Origin of the sequence: Streptomyces sp. 3211.6 (genome assembly GCF_003634815.1) — a bacterium.
Taxonomy (GTDB): domain Bacteria; phylum Actinomycetota; class Actinomycetes; order Streptomycetales; family Streptomycetaceae; genus Streptomyces; species Streptomyces katrae_A.
The window spans coordinates 5,105,401-5,128,766 of sequence record NZ_RBXC01000001.1 but is presented as its reverse complement, the minus strand read 5'-3'; the positions used below and the strand labels follow the sequence as shown (position 1 = coordinate 5,128,766).

The 23,366-nt window shown below is 71.7% G+C and carries 28 protein-coding genes; 14 read left to right on the top strand and 14 right to left on the bottom strand.

Annotated features, from left to right (window positions below; genetic code table 11):
- Positions 1-30: 30 nt before the first annotated feature.
- The 3 genes from BX286_RS23875 to BX286_RS23865 all read left to right on the top strand — a co-directional run bounded on the left by BX286_RS23875 (position 31) and on the right by BX286_RS23865 (position 3,081).
- Positions 31-1,143, top strand: a complete 1,113-nt coding sequence (locus tag BX286_RS23875; RefSeq protein ID WP_079429598.1) for a pyridoxal-phosphate dependent enzyme — start codon at positions 31-33, stop codon at positions 1,141-1,143.
- A gap of 142 nt (positions 1,144-1,285) precedes the next feature.
- Positions 1,286-2,095 carry an isocitrate lyase/phosphoenolpyruvate mutase family protein gene (locus BX286_RS23870; protein WP_079429597.1) on the top strand — a complete coding sequence of 270 codons (810 nt, stop codon included), beginning with the start codon at positions 1,286-1,288 and terminating at the stop codon, positions 2,093-2,095.
- Positions 2,096-2,139: 44 nt separating this feature from the next.
- Positions 2,140-3,081 carry an EamA family transporter gene (locus tag BX286_RS23865; RefSeq protein ID WP_121016273.1) on the top strand — a complete coding sequence of 314 codons (942 nt, stop codon included), beginning with the start codon at positions 2,140-2,142 and terminating at the stop codon, positions 3,079-3,081.
- 21 nt (positions 3,082-3,102) lie between these two features.
- On the opposite strand, the gene BX286_RS23860 is transcribed toward BX286_RS23865, so the two are convergent.
- From BX286_RS23860 to BX286_RS23845, 4 genes are all read right to left on the bottom strand, one after another.
- Complete coding sequence (locus tag BX286_RS23860; RefSeq protein ID WP_079429595.1) at positions 3,103-3,894, bottom strand: serine protease; 792 nt, start codon at positions 3,892-3,894, stop codon at positions 3,103-3,105.
- A complete protein-coding gene (locus BX286_RS23855; protein WP_121016272.1) occupies positions 3,891-5,018 on the bottom strand; it encodes an esterase family protein in 1,128 nt (375 codons plus the stop codon). Before BX286_RS23855 ends, BX286_RS23860 begins: the two co-directional genes overlap by 4 nt.
- 218 nt (positions 5,019-5,236) lie before the next feature.
- Positions 5,237-6,373, bottom strand: coding sequence for an esterase family protein (locus BX286_RS23850; protein WP_079429593.1), 1,137 nt, complete (start codon positions 6,371-6,373; stop codon positions 5,237-5,239).
- 148 nt (positions 6,374-6,521) lie between these two features.
- Positions 6,522-6,959, bottom strand: a complete 438-nt coding sequence (locus BX286_RS23845; protein ID WP_079429592.1) for a MarR family winged helix-turn-helix transcriptional regulator — start codon at positions 6,957-6,959, stop codon at positions 6,522-6,524.
- A 77-nt stretch (positions 6,960-7,036) separates the two neighbouring features.
- Between BX286_RS23845 and BX286_RS23840 the strand changes: the two genes are divergently transcribed.
- Positions 7,037-8,008, top strand: coding sequence for an SMP-30/gluconolactonase/LRE family protein (locus BX286_RS23840; RefSeq protein WP_121016270.1), 972 nt, complete (start codon positions 7,037-7,039; stop codon positions 8,006-8,008).
- A 68-nt stretch (positions 8,009-8,076) separates the two neighbouring features.
- Here the strand turns inward: BX286_RS23840 and BX286_RS23835 are convergent, their stop codons facing one another.
- Both BX286_RS23835 and BX286_RS23830 read right to left on the bottom strand, forming a co-directional pair.
- Positions 8,077-8,823, bottom strand: a complete 747-nt coding sequence (locus tag BX286_RS23835) for an alpha-ketoglutarate-dependent dioxygenase AlkB (protein ID WP_398898800.1) — start codon at positions 8,821-8,823, stop codon at positions 8,077-8,079.
- A gap of 10 nt (positions 8,824-8,833) precedes the next feature.
- Positions 8,834-10,069 (bottom strand): hypothetical protein, encoded by a 1,236-nt coding sequence (locus tag BX286_RS23830; RefSeq protein WP_100862944.1) that lies wholly within the window; start codon positions 10,067-10,069, stop codon positions 8,834-8,836.
- Between the two features lie 275 nt (positions 10,070-10,344).
- Between BX286_RS23830 and BX286_RS23825 the strand changes: the two genes are divergently transcribed.
- Positions 10,345-10,575 carry a CPCC family cysteine-rich protein gene (locus BX286_RS23825; RefSeq protein ID WP_261993501.1) on the top strand — a complete coding sequence of 77 codons (231 nt, stop codon included), beginning with the start codon at positions 10,345-10,347 and terminating at the stop codon, positions 10,573-10,575.
- A complete protein-coding gene (locus BX286_RS23820; protein ID WP_079429588.1) occupies positions 10,572-11,261 on the top strand; it encodes a HEAT repeat domain-containing protein in 690 nt (229 codons plus the stop codon). The genes BX286_RS23825 and BX286_RS23820 overlap by 4 nt, the downstream gene beginning before the upstream one ends.
- Here BX286_RS23820 and BX286_RS23815 read toward each other — a convergent pair.
- Both BX286_RS23815 and BX286_RS23810 read right to left on the bottom strand, forming a co-directional pair.
- Positions 11,233-11,484 (bottom strand): Txe/YoeB family addiction module toxin, encoded by a 252-nt coding sequence (locus BX286_RS23815; protein ID WP_079429587.1) that lies wholly within the window; start codon positions 11,482-11,484, stop codon positions 11,233-11,235. The two genes, BX286_RS23820 and BX286_RS23815, sit on opposite strands and share 29 nt — an antisense overlap.
- Positions 11,481-11,762, bottom strand: coding sequence for a type II toxin-antitoxin system Phd/YefM family antitoxin (locus tag BX286_RS23810; RefSeq protein WP_079429586.1), 282 nt, complete (start codon positions 11,760-11,762; stop codon positions 11,481-11,483). The genes BX286_RS23815 and BX286_RS23810 overlap by 4 nt, the downstream gene beginning before the upstream one ends.
- A gap of 195 nt (positions 11,763-11,957) precedes the next feature.
- Here BX286_RS23810 and BX286_RS23805 point away from each other — a divergent pair, with 195 nt between their 5' ends.
- Complete coding sequence (locus tag BX286_RS23805) at positions 11,958-12,227, top strand: type II toxin-antitoxin system Phd/YefM family antitoxin (protein WP_079429585.1); 270 nt, start codon at positions 11,958-11,960, stop codon at positions 12,225-12,227.
- Positions 12,220-12,483: a type II toxin-antitoxin system RelE/ParE family toxin gene (locus tag BX286_RS23800; RefSeq protein ID WP_100862946.1), complete on the top strand. Its 264-nt coding sequence runs from the start codon at positions 12,220-12,222 to the stop codon at positions 12,481-12,483. Before BX286_RS23805 ends, BX286_RS23800 begins: the two co-directional genes overlap by 8 nt.
- Positions 12,484-12,617: 134 nt before the next feature.
- On the opposite strand, the gene ychF is transcribed toward BX286_RS23800, so the two are convergent.
- Positions 12,618-13,706 (bottom strand): redox-regulated ATPase YchF, encoded by a 1,089-nt coding sequence (ychF, locus tag BX286_RS23795; protein ID WP_079429583.1) that lies wholly within the window; start codon positions 13,704-13,706, stop codon positions 12,618-12,620.
- 151 nt (positions 13,707-13,857) lie between these two features.
- On the opposite strand from ychF, the gene BX286_RS23790 reads away from it, so the two are divergent.
- Positions 13,858-14,340 carry a DUF6542 domain-containing protein gene (locus tag BX286_RS23790; protein WP_398898799.1) on the top strand — a complete coding sequence of 161 codons (483 nt, stop codon included), beginning with the start codon at positions 13,858-13,860 and terminating at the stop codon, positions 14,338-14,340.
- A gap of 10 nt (positions 14,341-14,350) precedes the next feature.
- On the opposite strand, the gene ppgK is transcribed toward BX286_RS23790, so the two are convergent.
- The gene (gene ppgK / locus BX286_RS23785) at positions 14,351-15,100 is read right to left on the bottom strand and encodes a polyphosphate--glucose phosphotransferase (protein ID WP_079429581.1); all 750 of its coding nucleotides are present in this window, start codon (positions 15,098-15,100) and stop codon (positions 14,351-14,353) included.
- 32 nt (positions 15,101-15,132) lie between these two features.
- Positions 15,133-16,140: a 4-hydroxy-3-methylbut-2-enyl diphosphate reductase gene (locus BX286_RS23780; RefSeq protein WP_187344184.1), complete on the bottom strand. Its 1,008-nt coding sequence runs from the start codon at positions 16,138-16,140 to the stop codon at positions 15,133-15,135.
- 107 nt (positions 16,141-16,247) lie between these two features.
- On the opposite strand from BX286_RS23780, the gene BX286_RS23775 reads away from it, so the two are divergent.
- From BX286_RS23775 to BX286_RS23760, 4 genes are all read left to right on the top strand, one after another.
- Entirely contained in the window at positions 16,248-17,606 is a 1,359-nt protein-coding gene (locus BX286_RS23775) for an APC family permease (protein ID WP_121016263.1), read from the top strand.
- A 49-nt stretch (positions 17,607-17,655) separates the two neighbouring features.
- A complete protein-coding gene (gene xseA / locus BX286_RS23770; protein ID WP_121016262.1) occupies positions 17,656-18,915 on the top strand; it encodes an exodeoxyribonuclease VII large subunit in 1,260 nt (419 codons plus the stop codon).
- Positions 18,916-18,939: 24 nt separating this feature from the next.
- The gene (locus tag BX286_RS23765) at positions 18,940-19,179 is read left to right on the top strand and encodes an exodeoxyribonuclease VII small subunit (protein WP_079429577.1); all 240 of its coding nucleotides are present in this window, start codon (positions 18,940-18,942) and stop codon (positions 19,177-19,179) included.
- 96 nt (positions 19,180-19,275) lie between these two features.
- Complete coding sequence (locus BX286_RS23760) at positions 19,276-19,863, top strand: malonic semialdehyde reductase (protein WP_079429576.1); 588 nt, start codon at positions 19,276-19,278, stop codon at positions 19,861-19,863.
- 153 nt (positions 19,864-20,016) lie between these two features.
- Here the strand turns inward: BX286_RS23760 and BX286_RS23755 are convergent, their stop codons facing one another.
- Positions 20,017-20,544 carry a DUF4245 domain-containing protein gene (locus BX286_RS23755; protein WP_237293351.1) on the bottom strand — a complete coding sequence of 176 codons (528 nt, stop codon included), beginning with the start codon at positions 20,542-20,544 and terminating at the stop codon, positions 20,017-20,019.
- 226 nt (positions 20,545-20,770) lie between these two features.
- Between BX286_RS23755 and glpX the strand changes: the two genes are divergently transcribed.
- On the top strand, positions 20,771-21,802 hold the full coding sequence (glpX, locus tag BX286_RS23750) for a class II fructose-bisphosphatase (protein ID WP_079429574.1): 1,032 nt from the start codon (positions 20,771-20,773) through the stop codon (positions 21,800-21,802).
- A 188-nt stretch (positions 21,803-21,990) separates the two neighbouring features.
- Here the strand turns inward: glpX and BX286_RS23745 are convergent, their stop codons facing one another.
- Together BX286_RS23745 and BX286_RS23740 are read right to left on the bottom strand one after the other, a co-directional pair.
- Positions 21,991-22,389, bottom strand: a complete 399-nt coding sequence (locus BX286_RS23745; RefSeq protein WP_398898798.1) for a WhiB family transcriptional regulator — start codon at positions 22,387-22,389, stop codon at positions 21,991-21,993.
- Between the two features lie 130 nt (positions 22,390-22,519).
- The gene (locus BX286_RS23740; protein WP_398898797.1) at positions 22,520-23,224 is read right to left on the bottom strand and encodes a DUF1707 domain-containing protein; all 705 of its coding nucleotides are present in this window, start codon (positions 23,222-23,224) and stop codon (positions 22,520-22,522) included.
- Positions 23,225-23,366: the final 142 nt, after the last annotated feature.

The following is a 23,366-nucleotide window of genomic DNA, read 5'->3' as shown; positions in this document are numbered from 1 at the left end:
CAGCCATGAACGAGCAAAGGTGCTCCGCACATGACGCACGCACTTCCTGACTACGTCTGCTCGGAGGACGGGACGCGCGCGGATGTCCGGACCGCGCCGTGGTGCTGTCCGGTCTGCGGCGGCCCGTGGGACCTCGACTTCACGCCCGATCCGGCCATTCCCCTGGAGCCGGCGGCCGGCCCGCACTCGCTGTGGCGGTTCGCGCCGGCGCTGCCGCTGCCGGGGGCGTTCGCGGTCACCCTCTCCGAGGGGCACACCCCGATGCTCCCGCTCGGGGACCGGATTCACGCCAAACTCGACTACCTGATGCCGACGCTCTCCTTCAAGGACCGGGGCGCGGTGATGCTCGCGGAGCTGGCCCGGCGGCTGGGCCCCGAGCGGGTGGTCGCCGACAGCAGCGGGAACGCCGGGACCTCGGTCGCGGCGTACTGCGCGCGGGCCGGGCTGAGGTGTGAAGTTTTCGTGCCCGAGGGCACCTCGGAGAAGAAGACCGCCCAGATGCGCGCGCACGGGGCGGCGGTACGGATCGTGCCGGGCGGCCGCGAGGCCGCGGCCAAGGCCGCCCGGGCGGTGGCGGACGAACCGGGGGTCTTCTACGCGAGCCACGTCTTCAACCCGTACTTCCTGCACGGCACGAAGACGTACGTGTACGAGGTCTGGGAGGCCCTGGGCGGCCGGCTCCCCGAAGTGCTGGTCGTCCCCGTCGGCAACGGCACGCTGCTGCTGGGCGCGGCCCTGGCGGTGGCGGAGCTGGGCCGGCGGGGCGTACGGGCGCCGGCGCTGGTCGGGGTGCAGGCGGAGGCGGTGTCGCCGCTGGCGGCGGCCTTCGCGGCGGGGGCGGAGGAGGCGGAGCCGGTGGAGCAGCGGCCGACGCTCGCCGAGGGCATCGCGATCCCGGCGCCGCCGCGGGCCCGCCAGATCCTGGCGGCGGTCCGGACGTCGGGCGGCACGATCCTGACCGTCCCGGACGCGCGGGTGCGCGAGGCGCAGCGCGACCTGGCCGGGCGGGGGCTGTTCGTCGAGCCGACGGCCGCCGCCTGCTGGGCGGCGGTGGGGCCGGGCGCCCCCGGCGACCCCCTCCAGGGGCGCACGACGGTCCTCCCCCTGTGCGGAGCCGGCGCCAAGTCCGGCCTGGCCCCCTGACTGCCGCGCCGGTGCTTCTCGCCGCAGCGGCCGGGACCGCCGCGTGGTGCTTCTCGCCGCCGCGGCCGGGACCGCCGCGGGTCGCGCCGTCCACGTCGGAAAATCGCCAGCCCGCCCGGCGCCGGTCTGCTGGACTGGCGCCATGACGACCACACGTGAAAAGGCCACCGCCTTCGCCGCCCTCCACACCCCCACCGCCCCCCTCCCCCTCGCCAACGCCTGGGACGTGGCCAGCGCCCGGATCGTCGAGGCCGCCGGGGCCCCGGCCGTGGCGACGACCAGTGCCGGGGTCGCCTGGTCGCTCGGGGCGCCCGACGGGGACGCGCTCGCGCGGGACCGGGCCCTGGACCTGGTCGCGCGGGTCGCCTCCGCCGTCCGCGTCCCCGTCACCGCCGACATCGAGGGCGGCTTCGCCGCCGACGCCGCCGGGGTCGGGGAGACCGTCGCCGGCGTGCTCGCCGCCGGCGCGGCCGGCGTGAACATCGAGGACGGCACCCGCGCCCCCGCCGAGCACGCGGAGCGCCTGGCCGCCGCCCGTGCGGCCGCCGACGCCGCCGGGATCCCGCTGTACATCAACGCCCGCGTGGACACGTACCTCTTCGGCCTCGGCGAGAGCGCGACCCGCCTCGACGAGACCCTGGAGCGCGCCTCCGCCTACCTGGCCGCCGGCGCCACCGGCATCTTCGTGCCCGGTGTCACCGACCCCGCCGTCATCGCGGAGCTCGCCCGCGGCATCGACGCCCCGCTCAACGTCCTCGTCGGGCCCGGCGCCCCCTCCGTCGGTGAACTCGGCGCCCTCGGCGTGGCCCGCGTCAGCCTCGGCTCCTGGGTGGCGGAGGCCGCGTACGCCGTCGCCCGCCGGGCGGCCGAGGAGCTGCTCGCCGGCGGAACCTACGGCTCCCTCGGCGGCTCCCTCCCGTACGGCGAGCTGAACGCCCTGCTCAAGGGCTGAGATACCGAGAAGCGTGCATGCGCCACCGTCCGTAGGATCCGGCCATGAGCACCTCGATACCGGCGGAGCCGGCGACGGCGGAACCGGACACTCCCCACCGCGGGACCGGCGGGGCCGTCTGGACGGCCCTCTCCCTCGTGTACGTCGTCTGGGGCTCGACCTACCTCGGCATCCGGATCGTCGTGCAGACCATGCCGCCGTTCCTGTCCGCCGGTGCCCGCTTCCTGTCCGCCGGCCTGGTCCTGGCCGGGATCGTCGCCTGGCGGTACGGGCCCTCCGCGCTGCGCGTCACCCGCGCGCAGCTCGGGTCGACGCTGGTGGTCGGCCTGCTGCTGGTGCTCGGCGGCAACGGCCTGGTCGTCCTGGCCGAGACCTCCGTGCCCTCGGGGCTGGCCGCGCTGCTGGTGGCGGCGGTGCCGATGTGGGTGGTGGTGCTGCGGGCGGTCACCAAGGACCGGCCACCCGCGCGCACCCTGGCCGGGGTGCTCGTGGGGCTCTCGGGCATGGCGGTCCTGACCAGCCCGGGGCTCAGCGGGGAGGTCCGGCTGTCGGGGGTGCTGCTGGTCGTGGCCGGGTCGGTCACCTGGGCGCTGGGGTCCTTCTCCGCCGGGCGGCTGCCGCTGCCGGGGAACCCGTTCACGGGCAGCGTCTACCAGATGCTGTGGGGCGGGGCCGCCCAGGTGGCGGTCGGGCTGCTGCGCGGCGAGCAGCGCGGTCTGGATCCCGGCTCGTTCTCCACCGCCTCCTGGCTGGCGCTGGGCTACCTGGTGCTGATCGGTTCGGTCGTCGGGTTCACCGCGTACGCGTGGCTGCTCCAGGCGGCGCCGCTGTCGCTGGTGGCCACGTACGCGTACGTCAATCCGGTGGTGGCCGTGGCGCTGGGCGCGCTGATCCTGGACGAGCCGCTGACCCTGCCGATCGTGCTGGGCGGTGCGATCGTGGTGGCGGCGGTGGGCGTGATCGTCAGCACCGAGCGCCGCAAGTAGCCCCCCGGTGCCGGGTCCGGCTCAGCCCCGGGCCGCCGCTTCGTAGAGGGCCTTGGCCCTCTCGTCGTACAGCGCGGCCGTGGAGTCCACGTCGGTGTCCCCGCCGCTGAGCACCCCGATGAGCCGTCCGGGCTGGCCGGTGCCGCCGCGGTCGGCGATCCAGGGGCTGCCGCTGGTGCCGGTCCAGAAGCCGGCGCAGCTGATGTACAGCATGTCGGGGTCGTCCGCGTCGTGCCGGGTCTGGGTGGTGCAGGAGACGGGCTTGTTCTGCGGGTTGTGGTCGGACTCGGGGTAGCCGACGACCGTGACCTCGCGCTCGTACCCGGAGGTCCAGTCCGGCTTGGGCGCCTCGCCCTGGCCGACCCGCTGCTGGAGGCTGCGCCCGTTCCCGTCCGGCTCGACGGTGAGGAAGGCGAAGTCGGCGGTCTCGTCGCCCCATTTCGTCCAGCGCTCGTCCACGTGGATCGAGCGGACCTTCCACACCCCGAGGGGCTGGGTGCCCGGGCCCTCGCCGGAGAAGGCCGGCGCGAAGGAGAGTTCGCCGATGGCCAGCCCGTCGTGCGCGGCCTCGCCGGGCCGGCCGTCCTCGCCGGCCGGGGCCACGCAGTGCGCGGCGGTCGCGACGACGTTGCCCTTGGGGCTGTCGACCACGCTCGCCGTGCACCAGTGCTCCCCGTTCGCCATGAGCACGCCGACGGTGGGGAAGGGGTGCACCGGCTGTTCGCCGGACGCCCCGAGGAGCACGGCGGCGGCCACCGCCACGATCCCCGCGGCGGCGGCCGTCGCCGCCGCCCCCTTCACCACCGGGCTCATCGCACGCCGGGGTCGGGTGTGGGTGCCTGCATCACCTTGCTGATCCACTCCAGGGAGCCCTCCCTCATACCGCGTACATACGATTTTCCGTTGTGCTCCCCATCCTGGATCACCTGGAGCCGGGTGTGCACGGGGCCCTTCCCGTACTCCCTCATGAATGCCTCGGTCTGCTCCCGGCCGCTCTCCTTGGTGCCGATCTGGAAGCTGATGTAGACGTCCGGGCCGCCCTCCCTGATCAGCAGCTCGGCGAGCTTCTCGGGGTTGTTCTCGTCCATCGCCTGCCGGTTCCCCTTCCACAGCGGGGAGTCCGGGACGAAGTCGACGCCGCTCGCGATGGCCGCCTTGAAGCGGTCGGGGTACTTCAGGACGTGCTTGAACGCGCCGAAGCCGCCCGAGGAGGAGCCCATGAAGGCCCAGCCGTCGCGGGAGGTGAAGGTCCGGAAATTGGCCCGCGTGAAATCCGGGACGTCATCGGCCATCCAGGTGCCCATCTTGGGCTGGCCGGGGATGTCGGAGCCGTCGTAGTGGTGCTTGGTGTCGGCGTTGATCACCGGCATGACCAGGATGAACGGGAGGCTGGTGCCCTTCTTGACCCCGTCGATCACGGCCTGCTGGAGGCCCAGCCCGGGCCCGGTGCCCCAGTAGTTCTTGGGGTAGCCGCGGCCGCCGGGCAGGGAGATCAGGACGGGGAAGCCGCTCTTGGCGTACCTGGGGTCGTCGTACTCCTTCGGGACCCACACCCACACGTCACCCGTGAAGCCGGACTTCTTGCCGGTCAGGGTGGTCATCGCGATCTGCGTGCCGTCCGGGAGCCGGCTGGTGCGGACGAACGCGGACTTGGGGCCGGTGGGCATCAGCACCCCCGGGCGGATGTCCTCGGCGGCCGCCGACTCCTGGATCTTCCCGAAGGAGACGGGGTCCCCCATGTCCGAGAAGAGGCCGAACCCGTACGCCGCCCCGCCGCCGGCGGCGAGGGCGAGGGCGAGGCCGCCGCCAATGAGGATCTTGCGCCCGCGCGGGCCGCGTGCGGGGCGACGGCCGCCGTCGGTGGCGGGCGCGCCGGTGGTGGCGGGCCCGCCGGTGGTGGGGCCGCCGTCGCCGCCGTCTTGCTGGTCATACTGCACGGATGTGTCCCGTTCCTTCTCCGGCGCCCTGGTTGGGCGCGGGTCGGACCGATTGGTCCCCCTTTTCGCTTCTACAGAGGTGTCAACGACCGTAGGGGTTGCCTGGGACCGGGGCGACGTGGCGAGGGCCACGTGGCGGACGCCTGTGCGGCCGGTGCGGGGCTGGGCCGGGCTGAGCCGGGCCGGGCCGGGCCGGGCCGGACTCCGCCCGGCCCGGTTCAGCCGGCTTCGGGCTTCGGGCCCTTCAGCACCTTGCTGATCCACTCCAGCGAGCCCTCCTTCATGCCGCGCACGTAGTGCCAGCCGTTGTGCTCGCCGTTCTGGATGTCGCGGATGGTCGTCTTGACGGGGCCCTTGCCGTACTGCTGGACGAATTTCGTCATCCGGTCCTTGCCGGACTCCTTGGTGCCGATCTGGAAGTTGATGTACACGTCCGGGCCGCCGGCCTTGATCAGCTTGTCGGCGAGCTTCTCGGGGTTGTTCGCGTCCATCTCCGCCTGGTGGCCCTTCCACAGCGGCGAGTCCGGGACGATCTCGCCGCCGCTGGCGATCACGGCCTTGAAGCGGTCCGGGTACTGGAGGACCGTCTTCATGCCGACGAAGGCGCCGGAGGAGGAGCCCATGAAGGCCCAGCCGTCGCGGGACTTGTAGGTGCGGAAGTTGGCGCGGACGAAGTCGGGGACGTCCTCGGCGATCCAGGTGCCCATCTTGGGCTGGCCGGGTATGTCGGCGCCGTCGTAGTAGTACTTGTTGTCCGGGTTGAGCACCGGCATGATCACGACGAAGGGCAGGCTGGTCCCGGCCTGGACCCCCTCGCTGATCGCCGTCTGGAGGCCGAGGCTGCGGTCGGACCAGTAGTTGGCCGGGAAGCCGTTGCCGCCGGGGAGGGCGATGAGGACCGGGAAGGCGCTCTTGGCGTACCTGGGGTCGTCGTACTCCTTGGGGGCCCAGACCCAGACGTCCCCCTCGAAGCCGGACTTGGCCCCGGCCAGGCGCGTCTTGGCGATGACCGTGCCGTCGTCGAGCTTGGTCGTCTGCTTGAACTCCGACCTGGGGCCGGCGGGGAGCTGGACGTCCGGGTCACCGGTGGGCGTCGGCGAGGCGGACGGGCTCGCGCTCTTCTTCGCGGAGCCGTCGGCGGTTTTGCCCGGGGTGGCGGGCGCGTGGTCCTTGCCGAAGCTGACGGCCTGGCCGTTGCCGTCGAACCACTCGTTCTTGTAGGCCGCGAAGCCCCCGCCGCCGAGGAGCAGCGCCCCGGCGACGCCCGCGCCGATCCACACCGCGCGCCGCGACTTCCCGCGGCCCCCGGCCCGTTCGGGCTCGTGGCCGGAAGACTGCTGAGGGTACTGATGCACGAACTTCGCTCCGAACGGTCTCGGCCACCCCGGGGCGGGACGGCACGCGGACATCCCCTTGGTTAGTCCTGATGAGCGAATTCTGCGGATCGTTCCAAATTTCCGCAAAAACTTGTCCGGCGCCTCGGGTTCGAAGGAGTCGAACCGTTCACTTCAGGGCGTCGAGCGCCTCCGCGCACCGCCCCAGCAGGGCGATGAGCTGCTCGCGCTCCTCCGCGGTGAAGGCGCCCGCGAGCGCCGTCTCCACGCGCACGGCGCCCGCGTCGGCGAGCTCCATCGCGGCGCGCCCCTCGGCGGTGAGCCGGGTCTCCAGCACGTTGCGGTGCCACTCGTGCGGGGTGCGCTCGACGAGCCCGCGCTCGTGGAGGTTCTTCAGCACGGTGTTCATCGTCGGCGCGGTGACCCCGCAGAGCCGGGCCAGGGCCGCGGCGGAGATGCCCGGCTTCTCGGCGAGCCAGAGCAGGGCCGCGTACTGCGGAACCGTTACGGCAGCCGGCTTGCAGGCAGTGGTCTTCGCCGCGAGCAGCGCCTGCTCGGCGCGCTTGACGTGCGAGCCGATGCGCTCCTCGGGGGGCATGGAGGTCATGGCGTCATCCTATGACCCTTGCCAAGCATTAGAACTCTAACTACTCTTCGAACTCACCCACCCAGAAGGATGCACTCATGCGCAAGCTGTCATACGCCCTGCCCGTCGCCGCCCTCCTGACCCTGACCGCGGCGCTCACCACGGCCGCCGCCCCCGGCCCCGCCCGCGTCTCGACGGCGTTCACGCTGCCCGGCGCGAAGGTCTACCCCGAGGGCATAGCCGCCGACGCCCGCACCGGCACGGTGTACGTCGGCTCGTACGCGGACGGCACCGTCTACCGCGCCCGCCCCGGCGCCCGGACGGCCGAGGTGTTCCTGCCCTCCGGCACCGACGGCCGGCACACCGCCAACGGCCTGCGCGTCGACCCCCGGGGCCGCCTGTGGGTCACCGACTCCACGGCCGGCGTCGCGGTGTACGACACGGCGACCGGCACCCGCCTGGCCCACTTCGAGGCCGACCCGGCCGTCCCGCACTTCATCAACGACCTGACCATCACCCCGGACGGCACCGCCTACCTGACGGACAGCGTGCGCGCGGTGATCTACCGGGTCACCCCCGCCCAGCTGCGGGCCGGCTCGGGCGCCCTGACGGTGGGCTACGACCTGAGCCACCAGGTCACCCCGCCCCCGCCCGGCAAGTTCACCCTCAACGGCATCACCTCAGACGCGGCGGGCCGCTACCTCCTCGCGGTCGACATGACCGCCGGGGAGCTCCACCGCGTCGACCTCGCCACCGGCGCCCTCAGCCGGGTCACCCTCACGGGCGGCGACCTCAAGGCCGCCGACGGCCTCGACCTCTCCCCCACCGGCACCCTCCGGGCGGCCCACAACATCACCAACACCCTGAGCCGCTGGCAGCTCACCCCGGACGGCACCCACGCCCGCCTGCTCCACACCCTCACGGACCCGGCCCTCCAGATCCCCACCACCCTGGCCCAGACCCCGACCCGCACCCTGGTGGTCCGCTCCCAGTTCGACAAGGGCGGCCCGATGACCCCTTCGACGGGCACCCCGACGACGTTCTCGATCGCCTCGGTCCGGGGCCTGTAGGCCATAGGCCGCCGGCTGGGCGTCGCCGGCTGCGCGTCGGCGGCTACCGCGTCGGCTACGCGCTCGGCCTAGACGGGCGGCAGCAGATCGCTCTCGCTGAGGGTGTACGCCAGCGGGGGGTAGACGAAGTCCGTTTCCTGGTTCTCGCGACGCCGGAACCGGTAGAACTCGCCCCTCTGCTCCTCGTCCGCCAGCACGAGGCGCGCACCGCCCGGGAGGTGTGCGTGGCCCTCCCCGTACCGGACGAGGGTCTTCGACGTCCGGAAGGTCACGCCCAGCCACTGGTTGTCCTCCGCCGGGGCCAGCGCGTCCAGCACGATCTTGTGCCTGAGCCGCCGGTTCGATGCGACGGAGAACACGACCACGCTGTTGTGGGCGAGCGGGACCTCGAACTTCTCGCCCCCGGGCGCATCCTTCGATTCGAAGACGAGCTTCCTCGGCGGACCCGCCTGCGGATACCGGTAGCAGGAGAAGAGGGCGATGCACGACCCGTCGGCCAGGTCGAGGGCCTGGTCGGAATGGCTACCCATGGTCCTGTAGGCGTTCGAATAGCTCTCGACGAGGGCGTTGTTGAAGCCGGCCGACACCCCCGCGCACTCCTGCACCTGCCGCGCCAGCCGTTCGTGCACCGCCCGGAACCGCTGGGCCGGGCTGCCGTACCGGGTGGTGGTGCGCACGAGGGGCACGCCTCCCGCCCCGTCGACCCGGGTCAGCACGGCGCCCTGCCGGCCCTTCCCCACGTCCTCCCAGCGGGTCGCCCCGGAAAGCTCCTCGAACAACTCCCCCTCGACCGGCAGGGCGTAGCAGCCGATCACGTCCGCGAGGCTAGATCCGCGGGGCAACGTAGTCTCCCGTGTTCATGCTGAAGAGGAATTCGCTGCCGTAATCGATGACGGACGAGGTCCGGTTCTCCTCGGCGTACAGCCCGCGCAGCCGGTCCATGCCCTCCGGCGTGGGCGGTCCCAGCTCCACCAGGCCCCCGTCCCTCTTGAGGAACGTGCGGCCGTCCTTGTGGACCGCCTCGGCGCTCGAACAGCGCACCACGTATCCCAGGCGCGTCGGCAGCGACTCGGCGTCCAGCGCCGCGGGCCGGATCTCGTGCGTGTACAGGCGGTTGGTGGACAGCGGCATGAAGAACACGGAGCCGGGGTGGAGCGTCACGCCGAACCGCGCGGGGAGCCCGGCCCCGGCCGCCTCCTCGCCGGCCGTCTCCTTGAGCCGGAAGCGGAGCCTGGTCAGCCCGCTGACGCCCTTCACCCCGTGGTCGAAGGCGTCTTCCGCCAGGGGCTGGAGCTTCTCCAGCCCGTCGTAGAAGGTGCAGAAGGCCATGACGCCGTTGACCGGCATGTCCTTCGTCTTGTCGGCGTGGGCCGAGATCCTGGCCTTGGACTGCTTGCGCTCGGCCGTGGCCAGGGTGTTGTGGTAGATCTGGGCGAGGACGTGGTTCAGCGGCGCCGCATCCCGGAAGACGGCCGCGGCCTCGCGGTTCAGGTCGTCGACGATGGCCGTGTCGGTCGGGCCGAACCCCTCGGTCGGCCCCGACAGGTTCGTGGAGCACCGGAGCAGACGGAAGTGCAGTTCGTCGCCGTTCCGCGTGACGGGCGTCAGATAGATCCCGCTGCGATGGGCCGTTCCCGGCTTGGTGGACTCCGTCAGGGACTGGAACTCGTGCTCCGCACGGATCCGCCGGAAGTGATCGGCGTCGGGGTCGAAGAACCGGCGGTAGTACACGCCGACGCCGTGCACCCGCAGCGGCACCCGCCCGACACCGACGGCGGTCCACGGCATGCCGCCACCCTCGCGGTAGCCGTGCGACAACTCCCGGACGACGAACACCCGGGCCGCGCCGCGCAGTTGGCGGGCACTGATCCCGGAGACGTCGCCACACAGGTAGACGGTCTTGCCCCCGAGGCCTACCGACCCGGAAGCCAGCCCCTCCGGAGTGACCGCGACCCCGAGAAAATCCCCGAGCAGGCCCCCATCGCCCCACAACCCCGAAGGCGCGACCAGAACGTTGCCCCCACCCTCGATCCGGGCTTCCGTCAGCTCTGTTGCGTCCATGGACGGAGGTTAAGCGACGACGGAGGCGCCGGACCGGGGGACCTTCCAGGTCACGGGAAAGCGGCCCTGGCGAGGCCGGTCATGGCGCGGCACGTCACCGAAATCCCCCGGACCGGGATCGCCGACTCTCCAGCGGGAGCCCGTCACACCGAGCTGGCGGGAGATGACGACTGCGGTTTTACGAGTCTCCTGTGGACTCGCTGCGGACTGATCGGGGGTGCCGAGGCCCGAGAAATCCATGGCGCACCGGCTGGACCCGCAGCGAGACTGCGCATGTGAGCGACCCGCAACCCCTGTCCCTGCTGCGGGCACCGCGTGCTCGACGCCGTGCCCGGCTCCTACGAGACTGCCCCGTCTGCTTCTGGGAGGACGACGGGGTCCAGTTCCGGTGGCCGGCCATGGACGGCGGAGCGAACAAGGCCTCTCTCGTCGGGGCCCAGCTCAACTACCAGGACTTCGGCACCTGCGACGAGCACCGCCGGCTCCGGGACCACTCCGCGTCATGACCACCCACATCAAGACACTCGTCCAGCAGCTCGACGGTAAAGCCGAAGAGTCCTACGACGCCCGCGCAGAGCTGATCTGGATCGGCGCCGACGCCATACCGGCCATCATCGACGGGCTGCCTTCCCTCGGCGGCTTCGGCCAGCTGACCGCCATCGAGGTCTTCGAGGAAGTGGGCGATCCCCGCTGCGGCCCAGCCCTCATCGACCTGCTGGAAAGCCGCAACCCGACCGTGCGCGAATGGGCGGCCGTGGCCCTGGCGAGCCTGGAGATCGACGGCGCCATCGAGCCCCTGCGCCGCGCCTACCGCGCCTGCCTGGAACGGGCGACCCCACCGGACTGGACCGAGTCTGCCGGCATCCGCTGGGCGCTGACCGAACTCGACGCCCGTAGCCCTGTCGTCCCGCCGCTCACCGCGCGACTACGAGCCACCGCTGCGGACAACGCCCCCGGCTGGCCCGCGGCCCGCTTCACCGAGATCGTCAACGACCTGGCCGACCACGCCCAGGTGATCCTCTACTCCCAGTTCTGGCGGGTGGACGCCGGCCGCACGTACGGCATCTCCGGCACCGCACTGGACTGGGAACTCGACTGGACCGCGCCCTGGGAGCACCTCGTCGAAGCGTCCCGCACGTGGTCGCTGCTGGAGGCCTCCGAAATCAGTAGTGATACCGGGCGGCGAGGATGACGATCTCCTTGTCCGTCACCAGATAGACGAGGCGGTGCTCTTCGTCGATCCGTCGCGACCAGGCCCCAGGCAGGTGATACTTCAGCGGCTCCGGCTTGCCGATGCCCGTGAAGGGGTCACGCCTGACATCTTCGATCAGCTTGTTGATCCGGGCGAGCATCTTGCGGTCGTTCTTGAGCCAGGTGTAGTCCCCCCAGCCCAGATCCTCGAAGACAAGCCTCACGCGGCACCCGCACCTGCGTCCGGTGACTCGGGATCGATCAGCTCACGCTCCGACACGTGGATGTGCGACAGGGCGTTCTCGTACGCCTTGAGCAGCCGCCGGGCGTTCGCTGGCGAGCGCAGCAGGTAGGAGCCCTCGCGCAGCGCCGCGTAGTCCTCGGCCGAGACAAGCACCGCGTTGCCGTGCCTGGAGACAATCTCGATGGCTTCATGGTTCTCGTTGACCTTTTTGATCAACGGAAACAGTTCCTTGCGGGCTTCACTCGCGGTTATGGACATGACTTCACCCCTCCCATCAAGTGGTACTCAATAACGTACCACTCTCTTGGTGTCATCCGAGGGGGGAAACGACCGATGGTCACTCAGCCGATCCAGCACCCATCCAGCACGGTGCGAGTTCATCCAGCGCGAGCGACGGACCGCCATGGACTCCGGCCATTGTGTACACATGGGACACTCGGTACGTTTGAGCGCATGACGCAGCCACTGCCCGTAGAGTCCATCCGCGACGTGCGCGCGCACTTGGCGGAGGTCGTGGAGCGCGCGGACCGCGACGACGTACCCACGGTGATCACGCGCCGGGGCAAGGAAGTCGCCGCCGTGGTCTCCATCGAGGTGCTGCGCAAGTACCAGGAGTGGGAAGAGCGCGAGATCAACCGGATCATCGACGAGCGCATGGCCACCCCCACACCCGGCATCCCGATCGAGGACATCATGAGGGAGACGCTGGCGCGCGGTGAGTGAGTACCGAACCGTCCTCCGACCCGAGGCTCAGGCCGAGCTCCGGAAGATCCCTCGCCACATGGCACTGCGCATCCTGGCCAAGCTGACCGAGCTGGAGACCGACCCCCTCGGCCTCAACACCACCGCACTCGTGTCCCAGCCCGAGCGACGCCGTCTGCGCGTCGGCGACTACCGCGTCGTCTACACGATCGACAACGGGGAGCTGGTGCTCTGGGTCGTTCATGTGGGACACCGGTCCACCGCGTATGGGACCTGATCGCCGCTGACCCACCGTCGGGATATCCAGCACCCATCCAGCACGGTGACGACGAAGGGGGCTGACTCGATAGAGTCCGCCCCCTCCTGACCTGCATGTTTGCCACGTCAGCGACGTGGTGTTATTTCATCCGCTCAGACGTTGAAGCGGAACTCGACCACGTCGCCGTCCTGCATGACGTAGTCCTTGCCCTCCATGCGGGCCTTGCCCTTCGCGCGGGCTTCCGCGACCGAGCCGCAGGCGACCAGGTCCGCGAAGGAGATGACCTCCGCCTTGATGAAGCCGCGCTGGAAGTCGGTGTGGATCACGCCGGCCGCCTCGGGGGCCGTGGCGCCCTGCTTGATGGTCCAGGCGCGGGTTTCCTTCGGGCCGGCCGTCAGGTAGGTCTGGAGGCCCAGGGTGGCGAAGCCGACGCGGCCGAGGGTGGCGAGGCCGGGCTCGTCCTGGCCGACCGACTGGAGGAGCTCCAGGGCTTCCTCGTCGTCCAGCTCGGCGAGGTCCGCCTCCAGCTTCGCGTTGAGGAAGATGGCCTCCGCCGGGGCGACCAGGGCGGACTGCTCGGCCTTGAAGGCGTCGTCCGTCAGCTCGTCCTCGTCCACGTTGAAGACGTAGAGGAACGGCTTGGTGGTCAGCAGGTGCAGCTCGTGCAGGAGGTCGCCCTGCTCGGTGCCCTTGGTGATGCCCTGGGAGAAGAGGGTGTCGCCGTTCTCCAGGATCTTCTGGGCCTTCTCGGCCGCCGCCAGGACCGCGACCTTGTCCTTCTGGAGGCGGGACTCCTTCGTCAGGCGGGGGATCGCCTTCTCGATGGACTGGAGGTCGGCGAGGATCAGCTCGGTGTTGATCGTCTCGATGTCGTCCTTCGGCGAGACCTTGCCGTCGACGTGGACGACGTTCTCGTCCTTGAAGGCACGGATGACCTGGCAGATCGCGTCCGACTCGCGGATGTTCGCGAGGAACTTGTTGCCCAGGCCCTCGCCCTCCGAGGCGCCGCGCACGATGCCGGCGATGTCGACGAAGTCGACCGTGGCCGGGAGGATGCGCTCCGACTTGAAGATCCCGGCCAGGACCGCGAGGCGCTTGTCCGGGACGCCGACGACGCCGATGTTCGGCTCGATGGTGGCGAACGGGTAGTTGGCCGCCAGTACGTCGTTCTTGGTCAGGGCGTTGAACAGGGTCGACTTGCCGACATTCGGCAGGCCGACGATTCCGATCGTGAGCGACACGTTGGCGACTTCCCGTAGCTGTATGGGGGCGGCGGCCCGGAGTGGGCCGTCGGACAGTTTACTTTCCTATGAGCGCGGACGTGGTTGCACGCGTGTCCGGGCGGGCTGGGCGGGGGGTCGCGCCTAGGTTGGTGGGGTGGAGCGATACAGGATGCGTTCGGTACGTCACCCGCAGGTGCCCGCACAGGCGGTGCGGCGCACCCGGCCCCCCGCGCCGGCCGCCCGGCGGATGCCGCGGCCCCGGCTGACCGGGCTCGGCGGCGGGCTGTTCGCCTGCGCGGCGATGCTGCTCGTCGCCGGGATCTGCTGGCTGCTGTTCGACTCCTCGCTGTTCGCGTACGGGCTGCTGTTCCTGCCCGTGGCCGCCCTGACCGCCCTGTGGGTGCGCCCGGCCGACCTGATCACCGCGCCGGTGTGCGTGCCCATCGCCTTCGCCGCCGGAGTGTGGCCCGTGTCGGGCGGCTCCGGCGGCTTCGGCGGTGAGCTGATGGGGGTGGTGTCGGCGCTGTCCCTGCACGCCGGGTGGCTGTACGCCGGGACGCTGGTCGCGGGGCTGATCGCACTGGTGCGGCGCGCCGCGCTGAGCGGGCGGCGCCGGGCGGCGAGGCGTGGCGGCAGGTCCGCCGCCTACTGATCCCTGATGATCACTGCGTGAGGCCGTCGCGTGCCGCCATGGCCGCGCCGACGATCCCGGCGTTGTTCTGGAGCTTCGCCGGGACGATCTGCGCGCGGACGTCCTTGAGGAGGGGGAGGAACTTCTCCGGCTTGCGGCTGACGCCGCCGCCGAGGATGAAGAGGTCCGGGGAGAAGAGCATCTCGACGTGCGCCAGGTACTTGTCCAGCCGGCGCGCCCAGCGCTCCCAGCTGAGGTCCCCGTCCTCCTTGGCCTTCACCGAGGCCCGGGTCTCCGCGTCGTGGCCCTTGAGCTCCAGGTGGCCCAGCTCGGTGTTGGGTACGAGCCGGCCGTCGCGGAAGAGGGCGCTGCCGATGCCGGTGCCCAGGGTGAGCAGGACGACCGTGCCGGGCACCCCGCGCCCCGCCCCGTACGTCATCTCGGCGACGCCCGCCGCGTCGGCGTCGTTGAGGACGGTGACCGGGCGGCCGCCCAGGGTGGTGGAGAGCAGGGCGGCCGCGTCGAGGCCGATCCAGGCCTTGTCGACGTTGGCGGCCGTCCGGGTCACGCCGTGGGTGACCACGCCGGGGAAGGTGACGCCGATCGGCCCCTCCCAGGCGAAGTGCCGGACGACCTCGGCAACGCCTCCGGCCACCCCCTCGGGGGTGGCCGGATGTGGTGTCAGTACCTTGTGGCGCTCCTGCGCCGGTTCGCCGCGGTCCAGGTCCACGGGAGCGCCCTTGATCCCCGTACCGCCGATGTCCACACCGAAGATCTGCATGGGCTCACGGTACGGAGCGGGCGCCGCGCGGGCTACTCGTCGGCGCCCTCGGCCACCAGTGCGGCGGCTTCGGCGCGCAGGTCGCGGCGGAGCTCCTTGGGCAGCGAGAAGGTGATGGACTCCTCGGCCGTCTTGACGATCTCCACGTCGGCGAAGCCGCGCTGGGCCAGCCACTCCAGGACTTCCTCGACCAGCACCTCCGGCACGGAGGCGCCCGAGGTCAGGCCGACGGTGGTGACGCCCTCCAGCCAGGCCTCGTCGATCTCGGCGGCGAAGTCGACCAGGTGCGCGGCGCGGGCGCCGGCGTCCAGGGCGACCTCGACGAGGCGGATGGAGTTGGAGGAGTTCTTCGAGCCGACGACGACGACCAGGTCGGCGTCGGCGCCCATCGCCTTGACGGCGGCCTGGCGGTTGGAGGTGGCGTAGCAGATGTCGTCGCTGGGCGGGGAGACGAGCAGCGGGAACTTCGTCTTCAGCGCGTCGACCGTCTCCATCGTCTCGTCGACGGAGAGGGTGGTCTGGGAGAGCCAGACGACCTTGGACTCGTCGCGGACCTCGACCTTGGCCACGTCGGCGGGGCCGTCGACGATGGTGATGTGGTCGGGGGCCTCGCCGGAGGTGCCGATGACCTCCTCGTGGCCCTCGTGGCCGATGAGGAGGATGTCGAAGTCCTCGTTGGCGTAGCGGATCGCTTCCTTGTGGACCTTCGTGACCAGGGGGCAGGTCGCGTCGATGGTCGCGAGCCGGCCGCGCGCCGCCTCCTCGTGCACCACGGGGGCCACGCCGTGGGCGGAGAACATGACGATGCTGCCCGGCGGGACCTCCTCCGTCTTCTCGACGAAGATGGCGCCCTTCTTCTGCAGCGTCTGGACGACGTACTTGTTGTGCACGATCTCGTGCCGGACGTAGACCGGGGCGCCGTACTGCTCGAGGGCCTTCTCGACGGCGATCACGGCGCGGTCCACGCCCGCGCAGTAACCGCGCGGGGCGGCGAGCAGGACGCGGCGGGAGGCGGGTGCGGGGGCAGTCATACGCTCCATCGTACGGGGGGCTCCAGGAGGCCGGAGGCCCCCCGTCCGGCAGAGACTGGGTCGAACGTCCGTCCCCACCGCCCCCTCACCGCCCCTTCACCGCCCCCGGAGGAACGATGGCAGCCGCTGTGGATCCCGGTACGGCCGCGCCCGCGGTACTGCGGCGGAGTCTGGGTTTCCGGGACCTGGTGGTCTACGGGCTGCTCTTCATCGCACCCATGGCCCCGGTCGGGGTCTTCGGCGCCCTGGACGCGAAGTCGCACGGGGCGGTCGCGCTCGTCTACGTCGTCGCGACCGTGGCGATGGGGCTCACGGCGTTCTCGTACGCGCAGATGGTGCGGGTGGCGCCGCAGGCGGGGTCGGTGTTCACGTACGCCCGCAAGGGGCTGGGCGAGGGGCCGGGGATGGTCGCGGGGTGGATGGCGGCGCTGGACTACCTGCTGATCCCGGCGGTGGCGTACCTGTTCTCGGGGATCGCGATGAACGCGCTGGTGCCGCAGGTGTCGCGGTGGGTGTGGACGGCGCTGGCGGTGGTGGTGACGACCCTGCTGAACCTGTGGGGGGTGCGGGCGGCCGCGCGGGTGGGGTTCGCGGTGCTGGCGATGGAGATCGTGGTGCTGCTGGTGTTCCTGGTGTCGGCGGTGACGGTGCTGGTACGGGACGGGGCGCGGCGGGGGTGGCTGTCGCCGCTGACGGGGGACGGGTCGCTGGAGTTCTCGGTGGCGGCGGTGGTGGGGGCGGTGTCGGTGGCGGTGCTGTCGTACCTGGGGTTCGACGCGATCGCCTCGTTCGCGGAGGAGGTGACGGGGGGCAGTGCGCGGGTGGCCCGGGCGGTGCTGTTCTGTCTGGCGCTGACGGGGGTGCTGTTCGTGGCGCAGACGTATCTGGCGGCGCTGCTGGCGCCGTTCCCGGCGGCGGAGCTGGCCGCGGATCCGGCGTTGCAGGGGCCCGCGTTCTATACGGCGGTCGAGGCGTCGGTGGGGGGCTGGCTGCACGACCTGGTGGCGGTGAGCAAGGCGGTGGGGGCGGCGTTCGCGGCGCTGGCGGGGCAGGCGGCGGCGGGGCGGCTGCTGTTCGCGATGGCCCGGGAGCGGCGGCTGCCCGGGGTGCTGGCGCGGACCTCGGGGGGTACGCCGAGGGTGGCGCTGCTGGTGGCGGCGGTGGTGACGCTGGTGGCGGCGGTGTGGGCGGCGCGGCGCGACGACGGGCTGGACCACCTGGTGTCGGTGGTGGACGTCGGGGCGCTGGTGGCGTTCACCCTGTTGCACGCGTCGGTGGTGGGCTGGTTCGTGGTGCGGCGCACGGAGGGCCCGCCGCGCTGGTTCGCACACCTGGTGGTGCCGGTGCTGGGGGCGGCGGTGACGGTGGCGGTGATCGTGGAGGCCTCGCCGACGGCGCAGGCGGTGGGGGCGGTGTGGCTGGTGGTGGGGCTGGGGGTGCTGTTCTTCCAGCGGGGCCGGACAGAGCCGGAATGAAAGGTCCGGAATGAAAGGTGCTGTCAGCGGCGGCGGTTAGCCTGCCTGCATGGGTCTCAATACGTCGGCGGAGGCGCCGCTGCCGGTCGGTCAGGTGTCCCGGCTCATCGGGGGCTGGATCGACCGGCTGGGCCAGGTGTGGGTGGAGGGGCAGATCACTCAGCTGTCCCGGCGGCCGGGGGCGGGGGTGGTGTTCCTGACGCTGCGCGACCCCTCGCACGACATCTCCGTCAGCGTGACCTGTTTCCGCCAGGTGTTCGACGAGGTCGCGGACGTGGTGTCGGAGGGCGCGCGGGTCGTCGTCCTGGCGAAGCCGGAGTGGTACGCGCCGCGCGGGCAGCTGTCCCTGCGGGTGACGGAGATACGGCCCGTCGGGATCGGGGAGCTGCTGGCGCGGCTGGAGCGGCTCAAGCGGTCGCTGGCCTCCGAGGGGCTGTTCGCGCTGGACCGCAAGAAGCCGCTGCCGTTCCTGCCGCAGCTGGTCGGGCTGGTGGTGGGGCGTGCCTCGGCGGCCGAGCGGGACGTGCTGGAGAACGCGCGGCGGCGCTGGCCGGCGGTGCGCTTCGAGGTGCGCAACGTGGCCGTGCAGGGGGTGCACGCGGTGCCGCAGGTGGTGCGGGCGGTGAAGGAACTGGACGCCCTGGACGAGGTCGACGTGATCATCGTGGCGCGGGGCGGCGGCAGCGTGGAGGACCTGCTGCCCTTCTCGGACGAGGAGGTCGTGCGGACGGTCGCGGCGGCCCGTACGCCGGTGGTGTCGGCGATCGGGCACGAGCCGGACTCCCCGCTGCTGGACCTGGTGGCGGACCTGCGGGCCTCCACGCCGACGGACGCGGCGAAGAAGGTGGTGCCGGACGTCGGCGAGGAGCTGGAGCGGGTGCGCCAGCTCCAGGGCCGGGGGCTGCGGGCGCTGCGGGGGCTGCTGGAGCGGGAGGAGCGGGGGCTGGCGCACGCGCTCGCGCGGCCGGTGTTCGTGCATCCGCAGCGGATGGTGGAGAGCCGGGAGGACGAGGTCGAGGCCCTGCTGGGCCGCAGCCGGCGCACGCTGGGACATCTGCTGGACCGGGCGGAGTCGGAGCTGGAGCACACCCGGGCCCGGGTGGTGGCGCTGTCTCCGGCGGCCACGCTGGAGCGCGGGTACGCGGTGCTCCAGCGGGCCGACGGGCACGTGGTGCGGGGGCCCGGGGAGGTCGCGCCGGGCGAGGCGCTGCGCGCGCGGGTGGCGGAGGGCGAGTTCGCGGTGACGGTGGTGGAGGCCTGCTCGGGCCCCGCTACAGACGGACACGTTCCGGCAACAGAGTCGTTGTAAGACACATCTACGATGGGACAGGGAATGACCGAGGCCGGTACGACGCTGGGCTACGAGCAGGCGCGCGACGAGCTCATCGAGGTCGTCCGCAAGCTGGAGGCCGGCGGCACCTCGCTGGAGGAGTCGCTCGCGCTCTGGGAGCGCGGCGAGGAGCTGGCGGCGGTCTGCCGGCGCTGGCTGGAGGGCGCGCGCGCCCGGCTGGACTCGGCGCTGGCCGCCCGGGAGGCGGCGGAGGCGGCCGACGGGGGCGGCCCCGAGGAGTGATCCGGATCACCCGCGAAGGAAAGTAGTTGAAATTTCATCTACTTTTGTCCTACAGTCGGGTTACCGCTTCACCTCCGTACAGAAGAAGGCTTACCGATGTCTCTCGTGCTCGACGCCGCTGCTCAGGACCTGCTGTTCCGCGAGGCCCGCACCGCCAACTCGTTCTCCGACGAGCCGGTGACCGACGAGCAGGTCCAGGCCATCTACGACCTGGTGAAGTACGGCCCGACCGCCTTCAACGGCACCCCGCTGCGCATCACCCTGGTCCGCTCGGCCGAGGCCCGCGAGCGCCTGGTGAACCTGATGTCGGACGGCAACAAGGCCAAGACGGCCGCCGCCCCGCTGGTCGCGATCCTCGCCGCGGACAACGAGTTCCACGAGGAGTTCGACACCCTCCTGCCGCACTACCCGCAGGTCAAGGACTTCTTCACCGAGCGCCCGGCCCGCGAGGCCTTCGCCGGCCGCAACGCCATGCTGCAGGCCGCCTACTTCATCGTCGGCGTGCGCGCCGCCGGCCTGGCCGCCGGCCCGATGACCGGTGCCGACCTCGAGGGCATCAGCAAGGAGTTCCTCGACGGCGACCACTCCGCCCTGATGGTCGTCAACATCGGCAAGCCGGGCGAGGACGCCTTCCACCCCCGCTCGCCGCGCCTGTCCTACGACGAGGTCATCACCACCGTCTGAGCCCCGGCACGACGGCGCCGATTGCGCGCACGCGCGCATGCGCGAAAGGCCGCCCGCCCCGGTTTCCCCGGGACGGGCGGCCTTTCCGTAGGTTCGTGGGTCAGTCCGTACGTGCGTACGTGCGTACGTGCGGCGCGGGGCGCCGGAGCGGGCTCACTGGCCCTGCGGCCCCTGCTTGAACTCCAGCGCCGCCGCCATCGCGCCCAGCTGCTCGAAGGAGCCCGTCCCGGTGACCACCGTGACGTAGCCCTGGTCCTGGCGCACCAGCGCGTCGTACTTCTCGCCGTCCCAGCGCTCCCACGCCCGGTCGCCGACCTGCTGGGTCTGCCCGGTGGGCGCCGCCTTCTGGGTGAGCTTGGCGACGTTCTTCTGCGAGGCGTCCGTGGACTGCTCGACCGCCACGTACTGCTGCTGCGGGTCCAGGAAGCCCAGGTGCCAGGCGTTGGCGTTCTTGCGCTCGAACGTCACCGACGTGGCCCGCCACTGCTCCGGCAGGCCCACGGGGGCCGCCACCGGGTACGGGGCCGCGCGCCGGGCCGTCAGGGTCTCCACCCGGTAGTCGACCGTGCGCGTCGGGTCGGCTTTGTCGTCGTGCGGGATGAACATGTAGATACCCGCGACCACGACACCGATCACCGCCAGCGACCGGACCATGTCCCAGACCGTCTGCTTGCCTTTCATACCTGCCACCCCACCATCGTCCCGCATGGCAGACGGCGATCACCGCCGGGGGTCGCCGTGGCGGCGGGGCGGGCGGCGCGCGAGGGGCGCGCCGTGTCCGCTCAGCCGGACCGCTTGACCGATAATGCGCTCATAAGTGACCCGCTCTGCTCAATATGTCGACGAACCGATAGAGTTCCAGCACCCTCACACTCCCGGCCGTCGTCGTACAGAAAGGTGCGCTCCGATGACCGAGCACAACCTGCCGCCCCAGCTCGAAGTAGCCCCCGACTCGCCCGACCGCAACCTCGCACTCGAACTCGTCCGGGTCACCGAGGCTGCGGCGCTCGCCGCGGGCCGGTGGGTCGGCCGTGGCGACAAGATCGGCGCCGACGGCGCCGCGGTCAACGCGATGCGGACCCTGATCTCCACCGTCTCGATGAACGGCGTCGTCGTCATCGGCGAAGGGGAGAAGGACGAAGCCCCGATGCTCTTCAACGGCGAGCACGTCGGTGACGGCACCGGCGCCGAGGTCGACATCGCCGTGGACCCGATCGACGGCACCACCCTGAACGCCAAGGGCATGCCGAACGCCATCGCCGTACTGGCCGCCGCCGACCGCGGCACCATGTTCGACCCGTCCGCCGTGTTCTACATGGACAAGCTCGTCACCGGTCCGGAGGCCGCCGACTTCGTCGACATCAACGCCCCCGTCTCGGTCAACATCCGCCGGGTCGCCAAGGCCAAGAGCATCGCCCCCGAGGACGTCACCGTCGTCATCCTGGACCGCCCCCGCCACGAGGGCATCGTCAAGGAGATCCGCGAGACCGGCGCCCGGATCAAGTTCATCTCCGACGGCGACGTCGCCGGCTCGGTCATGGCGGTGCGCGAGGGCACCGGCGTGGACCTGCTCATGGGCATCGGCGGCACGCCCGAGGGCATCATCTCGGCGTGCGCCATAAAGTGCCTCGGCGGCACCATCCAGGGCAAGCTCTGGCCCAAGGACGAGGCCGAACGCCAGAAGGCCATCGACGCGGGCCACGACCTCGACCGCGTCCTGACCACCAACGACCTGGTGTCCGGCGAGAACGTCTTCTTCGTCGCCACCGGCATCACGGACGGCGAGCTGCTGCGCGGCGTCCACTACCGCTCGGAGACCGCGACCACCTCCTCGCTGGTCATGCGCTCGAAGTCGGGCACGATCCGCCAGATCGACTCCACGCACCGCCTGTCGAAGCTGCGCGCCTACAGCGGCATCTCCCTGGGCCGCGCCCAGTAGGAGCCAACACCGCCGGTGACGGCACCACTGAGGGGCGGTCCCCGTGCGGGGGGACCGCCCCTCAGTGGTGTCAGCAGTGGTGTCCGGCGGATCAGGGCCGGGCCCGGGACGCCCGGCGGCGCGGGCTGTCCGGCCCTGATCCGCCGGACACCCCCTCGTCGTCTCCTACGGCCTGCACGGCGCGCGGCTCAGCCCGCGGCGGCGACCGGTCCGGGCGCGCCCGGCAGCAGTTCGGCGGCGCGGCGCCGCCTGCGGCCCAGCACCACCCGCCGCTCGGCGGCGGTCAGCCCGCCCCACACCCCGTACGGCTCGGGCTGGAGCAGCGCGTGCTCCCGGCAGGCGACCATCACCGGACAGCGGGCGCAGACCCGCTTGGCCGCCTCCTCGCGGGCCAGCCGGGCCGCGGTCGGCTCCTTGGACGGTGCGAAGAACAGACCCGCCTCGTCCCTGCGGCACACCGCCTCCGTGTGCCAGGGCCCGTCCCCCTCTTCCCTCGCCGGCACCCTCGGCTTCGGCACGGCGGCCGGGCGCGTGAGAAGGCTCTGGACGGCGGCTGCCTGCAGGGACTGATGCGGCGGATGCGGCACGGTCTACTCCTGACGACGGGTACGCGAGCGAGAGACGATGCACCTGTCCCTACCCGCTGCGCGTGCCCCTATGCACCGGTGACGGCGGGCCGGACGCGGTTCGTCCGAAACCCGTCCACCGGCGGCGCGCTCAGCCGAGCCGCTTGCGCAGCTTGCCGGCGAGGTCGACGAGGCGGGCGCCGAGCTTGGGCCGGGCCTCGATGTTGCCGAGCACGGCGAGGCCGCGGACGATCACGACCGGCGCCTGCGGGTCGGCGGCCACGCCCCCGCCGTGCACCTCGAAGTTGCCGAGGAGCCCGCTGCCGTAGCCGCGCAGGGTGACGTTCTCCGGGACCAGGACCTCGACGTTGCCGAGGACCGCGACCACGTTGAACTCGGTGACCTGCTGCTCGAACACCGCCTCGGTGAGGTCGATGGTGATGTCCCCCAGGACGGAGACCGCGCGGGTGTGCGGGCCCGGGCGCCAGCGGCCCTTGCGGGTGGAGCTGCTGCACACGGCCACCACGGACTCCACCGGGCCGGTCCCCGCGGGGGCTGCGGGGTGGGCGGAGTGGGCGGCGGGGTGGGCGGCGGCTCCGGCGGGGAGGTCCCGTACGAGCACCTCCAGCTCCCCCACCGTCTTGGCCGCGTAGAGGGTGTCGAGGCGCTCGGAGTGCTCCTCGGCGCTCAGCCGGCCCTCCGCGAGCGCGTCGGAGAGGACCTGTGCGATCCGGTCCCGGTCGGCGTCGGAGGCGCGCAGCCCGCCGGCGGCCGGTGCGGCGGGGGCCGGAGCGGCGGGCGGCGCGGGAGCGGGGCCGGGGCCGGCGGCGTCTGCGGGGTGCTTTTCCATGTCCACGTCGGCCAGCATAGCGAGACACGATAGATCGCGATAGCGATGGGTGAGCCCTACCTCACAGACACGCCCGAGCGGGGAGGTTCTACGCTGGTTAGCCGCGCTGCCAAAACGGACGCCAGCGCTGTCTGCCGAGTGAGGATTG